At 62.0% G+C, this 14,906-nt stretch carries 16 protein-coding genes; 5 read left to right on the forward strand and 11 right to left on the reverse strand.

All coding sequences use genetic code 11. From position 1 onward, the window contains the following. Positions 1-51: 51 nt before the first annotated feature. The gene (gene fusA / locus JAB8_RS03405) at positions 52-2,160 is read right to left on the reverse strand and encodes an elongation factor G (protein WP_070288564.1); all 2,109 of its coding nucleotides are present in this window, start codon (positions 2,158-2,160) and stop codon (positions 52-54) included. A 286-nt stretch (positions 2,161-2,446) separates the two neighbouring features. On the opposite strand from fusA, the gene JAB8_RS03410 reads away from it, so the two are divergent. Beyond that, entirely contained in the window at positions 2,447-3,565 is a 1,119-nt protein-coding gene (locus JAB8_RS03410; RefSeq protein WP_254679433.1) for a phospholipase A, read from the forward strand. Between the two features lie 56 nt (positions 3,566-3,621). Here the strand turns inward: JAB8_RS03410 and JAB8_RS03415 are convergent, their stop codons facing one another. The 10 genes from JAB8_RS03415 to mltG all read right to left on the reverse strand — a co-directional run bounded on the left by JAB8_RS03415 (position 3,622) and on the right by mltG (position 10,942). Then, positions 3,622-3,819, reverse strand: coding sequence for a hypothetical protein (locus JAB8_RS03415; protein ID WP_070218341.1), 198 nt, complete (start codon positions 3,817-3,819; stop codon positions 3,622-3,624). 153 nt (positions 3,820-3,972) lie between these two features. Further along, complete coding sequence (locus JAB8_RS03420) at positions 3,973-4,221, reverse strand: hypothetical protein (RefSeq protein WP_070218342.1); 249 nt, start codon at positions 4,219-4,221, stop codon at positions 3,973-3,975. Positions 4,222-4,320: 99 nt separating this feature from the next. Next, positions 4,321-5,244: a methyltransferase domain-containing protein gene (locus JAB8_RS03425; RefSeq protein WP_070218343.1), complete on the reverse strand. Its 924-nt coding sequence runs from the start codon at positions 5,242-5,244 to the stop codon at positions 4,321-4,323. A 268-nt stretch (positions 5,245-5,512) separates the two neighbouring features. Beyond that, on the reverse strand, positions 5,513-6,163 hold the full coding sequence (locus tag JAB8_RS03430) for an ankyrin repeat domain-containing protein (protein ID WP_070218344.1): 651 nt from the start codon (positions 6,161-6,163) through the stop codon (positions 5,513-5,515). 16 nt (positions 6,164-6,179) lie between these two features. Continuing rightward, on the reverse strand, positions 6,180-6,959 hold the full coding sequence (locus JAB8_RS03435) for a TatD family hydrolase (RefSeq protein ID WP_070288475.1): 780 nt from the start codon (positions 6,957-6,959) through the stop codon (positions 6,180-6,182). A gap of 92 nt (positions 6,960-7,051) precedes the next feature. Next, positions 7,052-7,684 (reverse strand): carbonic anhydrase, encoded by a 633-nt coding sequence (locus JAB8_RS03440; protein ID WP_034756156.1) that lies wholly within the window; start codon positions 7,682-7,684, stop codon positions 7,052-7,054. Positions 7,685-7,752: 68 nt separating this feature from the next. Further along, a complete protein-coding gene (locus JAB8_RS03445) occupies positions 7,753-8,139 on the reverse strand; it encodes a VOC family protein (RefSeq protein ID WP_070288476.1) in 387 nt (128 codons plus the stop codon). A gap of 105 nt (positions 8,140-8,244) precedes the next feature. Then, positions 8,245-9,273 carry a DNA polymerase III subunit delta' gene (locus JAB8_RS03450; RefSeq protein ID WP_070288477.1) on the reverse strand — a complete coding sequence of 343 codons (1,029 nt, stop codon included), beginning with the start codon at positions 9,271-9,273 and terminating at the stop codon, positions 8,245-8,247. A 16-nt stretch (positions 9,274-9,289) separates the two neighbouring features. Next, a complete protein-coding gene (gene tmk, locus JAB8_RS03455) occupies positions 9,290-9,931 on the reverse strand; it encodes a dTMP kinase (protein WP_070288478.1) in 642 nt (213 codons plus the stop codon). Positions 9,932-9,955: 24 nt separating this feature from the next. Next, positions 9,956-10,942, reverse strand: coding sequence for an endolytic transglycosylase MltG (mltG, locus tag JAB8_RS03460; protein WP_070288479.1), 987 nt, complete (start codon positions 10,940-10,942; stop codon positions 9,956-9,958). A gap of 176 nt (positions 10,943-11,118) precedes the next feature. Here mltG and JAB8_RS03465 point away from each other — a divergent pair, with 176 nt between their 5' ends. The 4 genes from JAB8_RS03465 (at position 11,119) to JAB8_RS03480 (ending at position 14,888) form a co-directional block, all read left to right on the forward strand. Next, the gene (locus JAB8_RS03465; protein ID WP_070288480.1) at positions 11,119-12,234 is read left to right on the forward strand and encodes a folate-binding protein YgfZ; all 1,116 of its coding nucleotides are present in this window, start codon (positions 11,119-11,121) and stop codon (positions 12,232-12,234) included. Positions 12,235-12,241: 7 nt separating this feature from the next. Then, a complete protein-coding gene (locus tag JAB8_RS03470) occupies positions 12,242-12,532 on the forward strand; it encodes a DUF4936 family protein (protein WP_070288481.1) in 291 nt (96 codons plus the stop codon). After that, a complete protein-coding gene (locus JAB8_RS03475; protein ID WP_070218352.1) occupies positions 12,523-13,260 on the forward strand; it encodes an NRDE family protein in 738 nt (245 codons plus the stop codon). Before JAB8_RS03470 ends, JAB8_RS03475 begins: the two co-directional genes overlap by 10 nt. Before the next feature lie 620 nt (positions 13,261-13,880). After that, the gene (locus JAB8_RS03480; RefSeq protein WP_070288482.1) at positions 13,881-14,888 is read left to right on the forward strand and encodes a LacI family DNA-binding transcriptional regulator; all 1,008 of its coding nucleotides are present in this window, start codon (positions 13,881-13,883) and stop codon (positions 14,886-14,888) included. The last annotated feature ends 18 nt before the right edge of the window (positions 14,889-14,906 follow it).

Genomic DNA, 14,906 nt, shown 5'->3' on the forward strand with positions numbered 1-14,906 from the left:
ACGGCCGGTGGTGGTGTCGGATTACGCGGGGCGTTGCCCCGCTAATCCGACCTACCTGGCCTTGCCGGCCGAGGCCACCTGATCCAGGATATGCTTGGGCACGGCCGCATAATGCTTGAATTCCATCGTGTACGTGGCGCGGCCCTGGGTCAGCGAGCGCAGGGTGGTGGAATAGCCGAACATTTCCGCCAGCGGCACGAGGGCCTTGACGATGCGCCCCGCGCCGCCGGGGATGTCGTCGACGCCCTGCACCATGCCGCGCCGCGCCGTCAAGTCGCCCATGACGTTGCCCATGAATTCTTCCGGCGTTTCCGCCTCCACCTGCATCATCGGTTCCAGCAGCACGGGATGGGCCTTGCGCATGCCGTCCTTGAAGGCGATGGAACCGGCCATGCGAAACGCGTTTTCATTCGAATCGACGTCGTGGTAGGAGCCGAACGTCAACGTGGCCTTGACGTCGACGACCGGATAGCCGGCCAGCACGCCCGCCTTCAGGGTTTCGATGATGCCCTTGTCGACGGCGGGAATGAATTCGCGCGGCACCACGCCGCCCTTGATGGCGTCGACAAACTGGTAGCCCGTGCCCGGCTCCAGCGGTTCAAGTTTCAGCACCACGTGGCCGTACTGGCCCCGTCCGCCAGATTGCTTGACGAACTTGCCCTCGATATCTTCCACCGCGCGCGTGATGGTTTCGCGATACGCCACCTGCGGCTTGCCCACGTTCGCTTCCACGCCGAATTCGCGCCGCATGCGGTCGACCAGAATTTCCAGGTGCAGTTCGCCCATGCCCGACATGATGGTCTGGCCCGATTCCTCGTCCGTATGCACCCTGAACGACGGGTCTTCCTGCGCCAGGCGGTTCAGGGCGATGCCCATCTTTTCCTGGTCCGGCTTGGTCTTCGGTTCGACGGCCTGGGAAATCACGGGTTCCGGGAAGATCATCTTTTCCAGCACGATGATGTGGTCGATGGCGCACAGGGTGTCGCCCGTGGTGACGGCTTTCAGGCCCACGGCGGCGGCGATGTCGCCCGCATACACTTCCTTGATTTCCTTGCGCTCGTTCGCATGCATCTGCAGGATGCGCCCCAGCCGCTCGCGCGCGCTCTTGGTGGGGTTGTAGACCATGTCGCCCGAGTTCACCACGCCCGAATACACGCGGAAGAAGGTCAGCTGCCCCACGAACGGGTCCGTCATGATCTTGAAGGCCAGCGCCGAGAAATGCTCGTCGTCGGCCGGATGGCGCTCCACCTCGTTGTCGTGCTCGTCGTGGCCCATGATGGGCGGCACTTCCAGCGGCGACGGCAGGTATTCGATGACGGCGTCGAGCATGGCCTGCACGCCCTTGTTCTTGAAGGCGCTGCCGCACAGCATGGGCACGATTTCGTTGCGGATGGTGCGCGCACGCAAAGCCTGCTTGAGTTCCGCTTCCGTGAACGTGTCGCCATTCAGGTAGCGCTCCGTCATGTCGAGGCTCGCTTCAGCCGCCTGTTCGACCAGGTGCTCGTGCCATTCCCGCGCCTGCGCCAGCAGCTCGGCGGGAATCTCGCCATAGCTGAACTGCACTCCCTGGCTGGCGTCGTCCCAGGTGATGGCGCGCATTTTCAGCAAGTCGATGACGCCCGTAAAATGCTCTTCCGCGCCGATGGGCAGCTGGATGGGCACGGCCACGCCCTTCAGGCGCTCGCCGATCTGCTTGCGCACGCGCAAGAAATCCGCGCCCACCCGGTCCATCTTGTTGATGAAGGCGATGCGCGGCACATGGTATTTATTGGCCTGGCGCCAGACGGTCTCGGACTGGGGCTGCACGCCGCCGACGGCGTCGTAGACCATCACGGCGCCGTCGAGCACGCGCATCGAACGCTCCACCTCGATCGTGAAATCCACGTGGCCGGGCGTGTCGATGATGTTGATGCGGTGTTCGGGGAAGTTGCCCGCCATGCCTTTCCAGAACGCGGTGGTGGCGGCCGAGGTGATGGTGATGCCCCGTTCCTGCTCCTGCTCCATCCAGTCCATGGTGGCGGCACCGTTGTGCACTTCACCGATCTTGTGATTGACCCCCGTATAAAACAGGATGCGCTCGGTGGTGGTGGTCTTGCCGGCGTCGATATGGGCGCTGATGCCGATGTTGCGGTAGCGCTCGATAGGTGTTTTGCGGGTCATCACAATCTCCATGGCTAGCCCCGGCACGACTGTGTTTGCGCCGGTTTTCCAGTGTAGCAGACATCGATTTTGGCGGTAGCGGGTAACCGGTTTTTACCATGCGCGCAACACTGACATTAACGCGCACGCGCGTTGCACAGGACAAATAAGAGTTTCGGCTATACTTTCAACTTTATTAATCCAGCAAAGATTAATCAAAATCAATACGCACGGTGAATTATCGTGCAAGGCGACGCCGCCGGCATGCAGCCCAGGTGCGCACCGAATGACATGCCCCACTCAGCCTATGACCATCCAACTAAGAAAAATAATCCTCTCCTCCCTGCTGGCGTCGCCGGCGCTGACCATGGCCGGCGAACTGGAACAGCAAATGCAGCGTTGCGCCGTGCTTGGTGACGCCAGCGCCCGCCTGGGCTGCTTCGACACCCTGGCCAAGGCGGCGGAAAAAGCCACCATCGCCGCTGGCGGCGATCCTGCCACGGCTGCCGTAGCCCTGGCAGCGGCTGCCGAGGTCGCCCCCATCACGCCCGTCAGCCCCCCTGGCGTGGCCACGCCGGACGCCGTCAACGCCGCCATCCCCGCCATCGCGCAGGCTGGCGCGGCGCCGCCGGAAGCACCGATTTCGCGCACCCAGCAATCGTGGGAACTGAACGACGCTTCGAAGCGGGGCCTGTTCAACTTCCGCCCGCACCGCGACACTTACCTGTTGCTGGCCAATTACAGCGACGCCTCGAACGACGAACCGTTCCAGGATTTCACGCCGGCCGGCATCAAGAGCCAGCACGTGGAATTGACCTTCCAGCTGAGTTTCAAGATGAAACTGCTGGAAGACATCGCCGGCACGCCCATCGACATGTGGTTCGGCTACACGCAGCAAAGTTTCTGGCAGGCGTATAACCGCAAGGCTTCGAGCCCCTTCCGCGAGACCAATTACCAGCCGGAGCTGATGCTGATCTTGCCGATCAACAAGAATTTCGCGGGCCTGGAATTCAATTACCTGAACCTGGGCCTCGTGCACCAGTCGAATGGCCAGACCTCGACCCTGTCGCGCAGCTGGAACCGCGTGTATGCCGAGCTGGGCGTGGAAAAAGACAACCTGGCCGTCACGGGCCGCATCTGGCACCGCCTCGACAACAGCGCGACGGACAACGACAATATCGACATCACCGATTACATGGGACATGGCGACTTGCGCGTGAGCTACCGCAACAAGGGCCATGAATACGCCGTGACGGCGCGCCGCAATTTCAGCAAAAAGCATGGCTCGATGCAGGCCAGCTGGGCTTTCCCATTGAAAGCCAACCTGAAAGGCTATCTGCAGCTGTTCTCCGGCTATGGCCAGAGCCTGATCGACTATAACTATTCGCAGAAATCGATCGGCGCCGGTTTCATGGTCGACCTGTAAACAGCACACGCATAAAAAATGGCGCCGACGGCGCCATTTTTTATGGGGAATCCAGTTTAATGCCGCCCGCCACCGAGCACCCGAGCCGGCAGCATGACGATGGCGCGCAGCAATTCGAACACACCTTCCACGCCGATGCCGATCAGGCGAAATGGCAGCAACAGCAGCCAGGCCAGCGGATACAGCACGAGAGCCAGCAAGGCCAGGGGCCAGCACACCAGCAAGAGCAGCAGCCACAGCACGAATCCCAGCATCGCGTTCCCCTCGAATGAAATGTGCGGAGCAAGCCGTGCTTGCCCCGCTACCGTGACGGCACTATAGCCAAGCGCCGCGGGGGGCGGCAACGGCCGTGCGATGAACTGCGTGCTACGGGGATGAACGGTACAAAAACGGGAATGAACGGGGGCTTACTGGCCGACGCAAATCACTTTCGTGATGTACTCATGCGCGTTCGGCTTCTTGCTGGCGGCCCATTTGATGGCCTGGTTGGCCTCTTCGATGGTCAGGATGGAGGCCTTGTCCTTCGACTTGATGAAGGACACGCCTTCAAACACGCCTTCCTTGCTGCGCATTACCTTGGCAAACACGGGCGGTTTGGTCTCGCCGTCGCTGATTTTGTTCTGTTGCACGAGGTAACGCTGATCGATCTGTTCCATGATAATAAAGCTGTCCAGTGGTAAAAGACGGAATATACCCTGAATGGACAAACACCGCAGGATGAAATCGCTGCGGCGTTATCTTTAAATCAATGATACTCAGGCGTAGACGGGATTCTGCGTCACTGGCTGCAGATTCACGTCATAGATCACCTGCGCGCGGATCGACGTTTCCAGCGAGGGGATCGAGCCGCCCGCGCGGTACTGGAAGCTCACTTGCAGCACGTCGCCCGCCTTCACGGCCACCGGCGCGGCCAGCGGCAGGCACATGTAGTGGTTCAGCCAGTCGATGGTGGTCGAGCGCTCGGGCACGACGGCCAGGATATTCTTGGTGACGAAACGCAAGGCGTTCAAGGTGCCGCTGCGCTCGACGACGAACTTGCCGTCGAAACCGAACACGCTGTCCGTCGGCTGGCTGAAGTCGATGATGCTGTAGACGGACGGCGGCGCCAGTTCCAGCACGCCCGGGTGGATGGCCGTGGTTTCCTGGAATTGCACGATGGGCGCATAAAACCCCTCGAAATCGTATTCCTGCTGCATCGGCTGCACGGCCATGATGACGGCTTCGGGCAGGAAGATGGGCAGCGGGCCGCCGAAGCGGGCCAGGTAGCGGCGCTTGAACGATTCGATCACTTCCACCTGTTTTTCGCGCAGCATGCCCACATGAATCATTTCGCAGATGACCACATCGACGGGCTCGGGCGGCAGGTATTCGAAGGCGTCCGCATGGACGACTTCGACTTTTTCACCGTTCGGGTTGAGCGCCAGCATCTTGCGCGCTTCCTTGACCATGTCCGGATTGAACTCCACGCACCAGACCTTGTCGGCGCGCGCTGCCGCAAACCACGACAGCACGCCCGTGCCGCCTCCCAGTTCCAGCACCTTCATGCCGGGTTTCACCGCGTAATCGATCGCCGACTTGAACCCGTGCATGCGGTTCTGGTCCATCAACATATTGTGGTGGTAATGGACGGGGATAAATTGCCCCAGGTAACAACTCTCGATTTCTCGTTCATTCAGCATGTCTGTCCTCTTGGAGTCTGGCTCCGATGGCCGATCGGTTTTGTCATTCCAGAAAGCAGTGATATCGCACGGGCTGCGCGAGGGGCGGCGACAATACAGCCGGCGCCTGACGGTGGTGTGATGGCCCATGCGAACAATCTCCTGATTAATGCGACACGATCATTATCGTTAATCGCCAGGGAGAACAAAGGGCTGAGGTGAGAGGCAATTCCATGCCAGTTTTGGCGCTGGCATGGAAAATATTATCAGAACGATTACTTACATGTACTTATTTACGGGCAGCACGCGCCTTTTGGGCCGCTTCGATGATGGCGACCACGCCCGGCTTGTCGCCGGCCTGGGCGAACTGCACGGCCGTCCAGCCATGGTCGCTTTTCAGGGTGGCGTCCGCGCCCCAGGACAACAGCAGCTTGACGGCGCCCTCCTGTCCTTCGCGGGCGGCAAACATCAGCGGCGTGATATTGGCAGGCGCGCGCGCATCAACGACGGCGTCGCGGTCGAGCAATATCTTCATGATGGGCAAGTCACCCGCCGAGGCCGCATAGTGGAGCGCCGTCCAGCCGCTCTGGTTGACCTTGGCCCCCTTGGCCAGCAAGGCGTTCACCGCGTCCAGCTTGTGCTTGTAGGCGGCCATCATCAGCGCCGTGTTGCCGTTGGCCGAACGGGCCTCGATGTCGATGCCGGGTGCGTCGAGCAGCAGCTTGAACACCTTGTCCGCATCGTCGCGCAGCGCCAGCACGAGCGGTATGTCGCCGCGCTGCGCGTCAGGCTGGTTCGGATTCATGCCGTCAGCCAGCATGCCGCGCACGCCGCTGTCGTTGTTGACGGAGACGGCGCGGAAGAAGGCATCCGGTTCCGGCGCCGCCTGGCCGGCCGTCGCCCAGCACAGCAGCATCGCCGCAGCGAGTTTTCTCATCATGTCGGACCTTAAGAAGTTATGGCAACTGATTGAATAGCTTGAAGAAATTGTCCGTCGTCTGTTTCGCCACCTGGTCCAGGGGGATGCCTTTCAGGGTCGACAGGTACTCGGCCACGTGGGCCACGTAACCCGGTTCGTTCATGCGGCCGCGGAACGGCACGGGGGCCAGATACGGCGAATCCGTCTCGATCAGGATGCGCTCGAGCGGCACTTCCAGCGCCACGGCCTGCAAATCCTTGGCGCTCTTGAACGTGACGATGCCTGAAAACGAGATATAGAAACCCATGTCGATGGCGGCGCGCGCCACTTCCAGCGATTCCGTAAAGCAATGCATGACGCCGGCCACGCCGCCGTCGGCCACGCCCGCGCCCTCTTCGCGCATGATGCGTATCGTGTCTTCGCTGGCCGCTCTTGTGTGAATAATCAAGGGTTTACGGGTGATTCTTGAAGCTTTGATGTGAGTGCGGAAACGCTCGCGCTGCCACTCGAGGTCGCCCGTCAGGCGGAAATAATCGAGGCCCGTCTCGCCGATGGCGATGATCTTCGGGTGGTCGGCCAGGCGCACCAGGTCTTCCACCGACGGTTCAGGCGTGTCCTCGTAATCGGGATGCACGCCAACGGAGGCAAAGATATGCGGATACTGCTCGGCCAGGGCCAGCACCTGCGGAAAGTCCGGCAAGTCGACGGACACGCACAGCGCGTGCGTCACCTTGTTCTCGGCCATCTTGGCGAGGATCTCGGGCATGCGAGCGGCCAGCTCGGGGAAATTGATATGGCAATGGGAATCGATATACATAAGGCGGGATTGTACCGGAGGGAGCAAAAACTGGCAGGGGAACGGCGGCGGCGCGCATCCCCTGCCGGGGCGGTTCGGATGCTGGCAGCCGATTACATCTGCGAGGCCGGATGTTCTGCGAGCGGAACGAAGTTGCCGGTCGATTCGTCGAGCGCGTCGAGCGAACCGTTCTCGATGTCGTACACCCAGCCATGCAGGGTCAGGCGATGTTGCGCCATGGCCAGCGCCACCGAGGGATGCGTGCGCAGGTTATTCAGTTGCGCGACCACGTTGGCGCGCACCATGCCGTCGATGCGCGACTGCTCCGTCGGATGGTCGACCGATTCGTTGATCATGCGCGCAGCATCCGCATGGTGCAGCCAGCTGCGCACGGCCGGCATGTGATCGAGGCAGGCGCAGGTGGCGATCGCCTTCATCGCGCCGCAATCGGAATGGCCGCAAATGACGATGTCGCTCACGTTCAGGGCGGACACGGCAAATTCCACCGTGGCGCTGACGCCGCCCGGCTCCGGGCCGTACGAAGGCACGATGTTGCCCGCGTTGCGGATCACGAAGAGTTCGCCCGGCTCGCGCTGCGTCACCAGTTCGGGCACCATGCGGCTGTCCGAGCAGGAAATGAACAGGGCCTTCGGGGTTTGTCCTGTGGCCAGGGTCTTGAACAACTCGCGGCGCTCAGGAAAAACCTCTTTTTGGAAACGTAGGAATCCAGCAATAATGTCGCGCATAATCAATAGGGATCGTTATCTGAGCCGGTATTATCGCTGAATGGCGCAGGTTTCGCCTATTGCCCCGCCTACTGCCCTTCTGGCGGCTGCCACAGTTCCACCTTGTTGCCCTCGGGATCGATAACCCAGCCGAACTGGCCGTATTCCGAGTCCGGCGCCTTGTCCAGCACATTACAGCCTTCGTCGCGCAGCGCTTGCAGCAGCGCATCGAGGTCGTCGACCCGGTAATTGATCATGAAGGACGCCTTGCCGGGCGCGAACTGCTCGCTGTCCTTGGCCGCCACGGACCAGATGGTGGTGCCGGCCGTGGGCTGGCCAGCGGCGTCCGTCCAGGTGAAGGCGGCGCCGCCCCAGGGCTGCACGTCCAGACCCAGGTGACGCTGGTACCAGGCGCGCAGCGCGGCCGGGTCTTGCGCCTGGAAAAAGATGCCGCCAATGCCAGTGACTCGTTGCATGCACGCCTCCGTTGCTGTCCAGTGCCTGACTGTAACACCGGGGGTCAAGCGTGGCAAACGGCGCAGAGATAATTTACATTAACTTAGTAACACAAGCCCTTGATTTCATTGGCAACTTGACGCGTAGTCCAGCAGCATGTCTTCGAGGAACAGCTTGGGCGACAAGGGGTGTTCGGCAATCGCGCGGCGCTCATTCGCCGCCTTGATGGCGGCCATCAGGCGGCTGACGTTGATGCGCCCGGCCAGCGCTTCCAGTTCGCGCCGGTGGCGCGGGTAGTAGCGGATGGTGCCGGACAATTTAACGGAAAACACGTCGTACAGCCAGCGCTGGAGCGATGCCACGAGCGGCGCCAGCGGCGCCTTCTGCAATTTGTCGGCCGCCTTCAGGGCCGCTTCCACGCCGGGATTGGCCAGCACTTGCAGCAACTGTTCCGTTTCCTCGCGACCGCCCGATTCGGACTGGGCCAGCGCGGCCAGCGGCGCGCCGCCCTGCTCGCGCAGCCAGCTGTCCGCATCGTTCAAGCCTTGAGCCTTGAGCCACGTCAAGGCCTGCTCGTGGCTGGGCATGGGCAAGGCAAATTTCCTGCAGCGCGACAGGATCGTCGGCAGCAGGCGGTCCAGGCTGTTCGAGGCCAGCAGGAACAAGGTGCCCGGCGGCGGCTCTTCCAGGGTCTTCAGCAAGGCGTTCGAGGCGGGCGTGTTGAGCGCCTCGGCCGGGTACAGCACGACCACGCGCAAGCCTTGCCGGTGCGTGGAAATGTTCATGAAGTCGGCCAGGTTGCGGATCTGTTCGATCTTGATGTCTTTCGACGGCGTCTTGGTCTTGGCGCTTTTCTTCGCGCCTTCGCCCTCTTCGCCGTCGTCCGCCACCTCGTCTTCCAGCGCTTCCGGACGCACGCGGCGGTAATCGGGATGGTTGCCCTGGCTAAACCAGCCGCACGAGGCGCAGGCGCCGCAGGCATGGCCGTCGGCGCGCACGTCTTCGCACAGCAGCGCCTGCGCAAAATGCTCGATGAAGTCGGCCTTGCCGATGCCTTGCGCGCCATGGAACAGGATGGCGTGCGGCATGCGCGGACGCAGGGCTTGCAGCTGCTGCCACGCGTCCTGTTGCCACGGATACAGAGAAATGGTCATATCTTCTTCTTTTAAATCAGCGCGTTACAGCACTTTGTGCAAGCAATACATCAAGCAATTGCGCGAGCTGCACCTGGATGTCGGCAATGCTTTGCGTGGAATCGATGATGCGGAAACGCTGCGGGAACTGGGCCGCACGGCGCAAATACTCATTGCGCGTGGCGGCAAAGAAATCCGATCGCTCCTGCTCGAATTTATCCAGTGCGCGCGTCGCATCCAGGCGGGCTCTAGCCACGGCCAGCGGCACATCGAACAGGAATGTGATGTCCGGCTGCAAATGCGGGTGCACCCACGCTTCCAGCTGCTCCATCTTGCGCAAGTCCATGCCCCGGCCGCCGCCCTGGTAGGCGAAGCTGGCATCGGTAAAGCGGTCGGAAATGACCCACTCGCCCCGTTCCAGGGCGGGCGCGATGACTTGCGCGATGTGTTCGCGGCGGCTGGCGAACATCAGCAAGGCTTCCGTTTCCAGGTGCATCTTTTCATGCAGCAGCAGTTCGCGCAGCTTTTCGCCCAGGCTGGTGCCGCCCGGTTCGCGCGACGAGACGAGGCTCACGCCCCGCTGCCGCAGGTAATCGGCAACAAAGCCGATATGCGTCGACTTGCCCGCGCCGTCGATGCCTTCGAAGGTGATGAAGCGCGGTTGATAGTGTTGTGTCATGAAGCTCTTGATTTGATAAGGATATTAGCGCTGGTACTGGTTCACGGCGCGGTTATGGTCGGGCAAGTTGGCCGAGAACTGGCTGGTGCCGTCGCCGCGCGCGACGAAGTACAGCGCCTGCGTACGGGCCGGCGCCAGCGCCGCCGTCAGCGATTGCGCGCCAGCCAGGGCGATCGGCGTGGGCGGCAAGCCGCCGCGCGTGTAGGTATTGTAAGGGGTGTCCGCTTCCAGGTCGCGTTTGCGGATCTTGCCCTGGTAGTTGTCGCCCATGCCATAGATCACGGTGGGGTCCGTCTGCAGCAGCATGCCCGTCTTCAGTCGGTTGACGAAGACGCCGGCGATCATGGCCCGCTCGGACTTTTGTCCCGTTTCCTTTTCCACGATGGACGCCATGATCAGCGCCTCGTACGGGTTTTTATATGGCAAGGCCGGATCGCGCTTGTCCCACGCTTCGGACAGGCGGCCTATCATGGCCGCGTGCGCCTGCTTGAAAATCTGCATTTCGCTGGCGCCCTTGGCGAACAGATACGTGTCCGGGAAGAACAAGCCTTCCGGCAGCACATATTCGGGGCTGATCTTCGCCATCAGTTCCTTGTCGGACAGGCCCACGGTATCGTGCTTGAGACCGGGATGGCTGGCCATGGCCATGCGCATCTGCCTGAAGGTCCAGCCTTCGATGATGGTCAAGGATTCCTGCGCGAACTCGCCGCGCGCCAGTTGCGTGATCAGACGCTGCGGCGTCGTGCCCGGCTTCAGCTCGTAGGAACCGGCCTTGATCTTCGAGGTCTTGCCTTCGATGCGCGCCAGCATGTTGAACAGGATGGGCACGATGGGCACGCCCGCGTCCGCGATCTGCTGGCCGGCCGCATGCGCGCCGCTGCCGGGCGCAATCGTAAACGGAATCGCTTCGCCGTCCGTGGTGATGGGCTGCTGCGCCCAGTACACAAAAGTACCGCCCACGCCGATGGCGGCGATGACTGAACTGACTACAAGTTTTTTAAAGAAAGCCATTGTTCCGATTCTTGTGATGCACTCGCTGGCGGGCAGCGCGCGCTTGTTATGATCGTTCATTTGTGAAGCAAGTACGCGCAAAGCGGCGCCAACACTGGCAATCTTGCCGCTGCCGACGCAATCTGCGCGACATCACTATAATGAACCCGTAATGATAATGCTTAATCGCTGATCTAATGGAAATTATGAATAACTGGAATCAATTTTTAACCGCCCAAGGCGCCCGCCCCGCTGCCATCGATGGCGCGCCTGACGGCACCGTCCCCATCGCCGCCGCCCCTATCGCCGATTTTGGCCAGTCCCTGACAGTGTCCCAGCTGCAAGAAGGTTTTGTCGTGGCCATCACGGACCAGGGCTTGATCGGCTTGAACGGCGACGAGGCAGCCAGTTTCCTGCACGGCCAGCTGACCAATGACGTGGAGCACCTGAACCAGGAGCAAGTGCGCCTGGCCGGCTACTGCACGCCGAAAGGCCGGCTGCTGGCCAGTTTCCTGATGTGGCGCAACGCCACCACCATTTATCTGCAATTGCCGCGCGCCATACAGACCGCCATCCAGAAGCGCCTGCAGATGTTCGTGCTGCGCGCCAAGGCCAAGCTGCACGATGCATCCGTTGATGAAGCGAACCAGGTCGTCCTGGGCTTGGGCGGCAAGCAAGCTGGCGCGGCCCTGTCGGCCTGGTTCCCCGCCCTGCCCGCCACGCCGTTCAGCAAGGTCGAGCACGCGCTGGGCACCCTGCTGCGCGTGGCCGATGCCTTTGGCAGCCCCCGCTATGAATGGCTGACGTCGGCCGCCACGGCACGCGACGTGTGGCCGCAGCTGGCTGAAAAACTGGCCAAGGGCGGAAATGACGCCTGGCAATTGTCGGACATCCATGCGGGCATCCCGCAAATCACGGCCGCCACGCAAGAGCAATTCGTGCCGCAGATGGTCAATTTCGAGCTGCTGGGCGGCGTCAATTTCAAGAAAGGCTGCTACCCGGGCCAGGAAATCGTCGCGCGCAGCCAGTACCTGGGCAAGCTCAAGCGCCGCACCACCCTCGTCAGCATCGCTGACGCAAGCGTCGTGGCCGGTGGCGAACTGTTTGCCGTCAGCGACCCCGAGCAACCTTGCGGCATGGTCGTCAACGCCGCACCCAACGGTGATGGCGGCATCGACGCCCTCGTTGAAATGAAGCTGGGGGCGATCGAAGAAGGTTCAAGCGCCGCCGGCGCCGTGCGCTACGGCTCGGCCCAGGGTGCGGCCGTGCATTTCCTGCCCATGCCTTACGTGCTTGACGCACTCGACTTGTGAGAATGCCATGAAAGATTTGTACATTTATTATCAGGTCAAGGAAGAGCACGCCCAGGCGCTGGAAGCCAGGGTGCGCGCCTTGCAGGCGAAACTGGCGGCCGCGTCCGGCGTGGCGCCGCAACTGAAGCGCCGTCCTGACAGCAAGGATGGCTTGCAGACGTGGATGGAAATCTATCCCGTCGTCGGCGAAGGGTTTGCCGAATTGCTGGCCGCTGCCGCCGACGAGGCAGGCTTGCTGGCCCTGACGGCCGGCGCGCGCCATACGGAAGTGTTCATGGATTTGCCCCCATGTGCCTGATCGTTTTTGCCTGGAAAGTCAATCCGCACATTCCGCTGATTGCCGCCGCCAACCGCGACGAATTCTATGAACGCGCCAGCGCCCCCGCCGGGGCCTGGCCCGAGCACCCGCAAGTGTATGCGGGCCGCGACCTGCAGGCGGGCGGCAGCTGGATGGGCATCACGCAGTCCGGCAGCGGCAGCTCGCGCTTTGCCGCCATCACGAACATCCGCAGCCCGCAAGACCGCAACCCGGACGCCCCCTCGCGCGGCGCCCTGGTGGCGGACTATTTGGCCGGCAACATGTCGCCGCAAGACTATATCGCGCAAATCCGCACCGGCTGCAAAGCCTACAACGGTTTTAACCTGGTGCTGGGCGATGCCACTACGCTGATCTGGTTTTCCAACCGCGGCGATGGCGATGCGCGCAATGGCCAGCCTTTGGAACCGGGCATCTACGGCCTGTCGAACGCCCTGCTCGACGCGCCGTGGCCGAAGGTCCTGAAGACCAAGGCCCAGTTCGCCAGCCTGCTGTGCCAGGGCGCCCCCGACGAGGCCTATTTCGACATGCTGGCCGACACCACGCGCGCCCCCGACTTCCGCTTGCCCGACACGGGCGTGCCGCTCGACCTCGAGCGCGTGCTGTCCGCCGTCTGCATCGAAACACCGGGCTACGGCACGCGCACGTCCACCGTGGTGAAACTGTTCCCGGACTCGCCCGGCGAATTGCATGAGCTGGTGATCCAGTAGGTCGGGTTAGCGCGCAAGCGCGTAACCCGACAATACCAGCGTCCTCAACCGGCATCACCACCGTCCCCGATGTCGGATTACGCGCGCCTCTGGCGCGCTAATCCGACCTACGCAAGCTTTCCCTATCCTCATCGAAAACCCATCCATCATCGCCGCGCAGAAAAAAGAAAACGCTTGCATTAGCGCGCAAGCGCGTAACCCGACAACACCAGCGCCCTCAACCGGCATCACCACCGTCCCCGATGTCGGATTACGCGCTCCTCCGGCGCGCTAGTCCGACCTACGCAAGCTTTCCCTATCCTCATCGAAAACCCATCCATCATCGCCGCGCAGAAAAAAGAAAACGCTTGCATTAGCGCGCAAGCGCGTAACCCGACAACACCAGCGCCCTCAACCGGCATCACCACCGTCCCCGATGTCGGATTACGCGCGCCTCTGGCGCGCTGATCCGACCTACGCAAGCTTTCCCTATCCTCATCGAAAACCCACCATCCACCCATCCGCACAAAAAAGAAAGCGCTTGCGCAAGCGCTTTCTTTTGTTTACGATAGATTCCAACGCGGCGACACAGCCGCACACTATCGCAGCACACAATAAGAATAAAACCATCAGGAGACACCATGGCCACCATGGAAGATGTAGCGCGGGCGGCGGACGTATCGTTGTCGACCGTTTCGCACGTACTCAACGGCACCCGCAAGGTCAGCCCGAAAACCTTCGCCGCCGTCAACGCGGCCATGCAGCAGATCGGCTATGTACCGAACATGCTGGCGCGTGCCCTGGCCGGCTCCTCGTCGGGCACCATCGGCGTGGCCATTTCCGCTTTCACCAATCATTACTTCAGTGAAACCGTGCGCGCCATCGAGGCGGCCTGCACGCGCCACGGTTTGATGATGCTGTTTTCCGATACGCATGACGATCCCGAGCAGGAACTCAAGGTAGTGCAGAACTTGCACCAGCGCCGGGTCGACGGCATCGTGCTGGCGCCTTCGGGCGACTCGCACCATCGCACCCTCGACTACTTGACCAGCAACAAGATCGCTTCCGTGCTGGTCGACCGCATGTCGCCGCAGCCGTTCGACCAGGTGGGCGTGGAAAACATCGAGGCGACTGCCGAACTGGTCAGCCATCTGATCGCCGCCCACGGCCACCGCCGCATCGGCTTCATCGCGGGCGCACCCGGCCTGTCCACGACGCACGAGCGTATCGAAGGCTACCGCCTGGCCTTGCGGCGCGCCAATATCGCCTTCGACCCGGACCTGCTGCGCTCGGGCGACTCGAACCTCGAGCGCAGCGGCGCGGCCACGCGCGAACTGCTGGCCCTGCCCGCCGGACAGCGCCCGACGGCCATCGTGGCCGGCAATAATCTGATGACCATCGGCACCATGCACGCCTTGCGCGATGCTCACATTGCCGTACCGCAAGACGTGGCGCTGGCCGGCTTCGATGATTTCGACTGGGCCGATTACTTCAGCCCCCGCCTGACCGTGATGGCGCAGCCGCTCGAAGAGCTGGGCGCCATGGCCGTCGACCTGTTGATCGACCGTATCGCCAACCCGGGCCGCGCCCAGCACGTGCAGCGCTTGTCGCCGACCTTGCGCGTACGCAACTCGTGCGGCTGCCCCTGACCTTTTACCGTAATCGAC

The sequence above is a fragment of the Janthinobacterium sp. HH106 genome (genome assembly GCF_001758725.1).
In the GTDB taxonomy this organism is placed as follows: domain Bacteria; phylum Pseudomonadota; class Gammaproteobacteria; order Burkholderiales; family Burkholderiaceae_D; genus Janthinobacterium.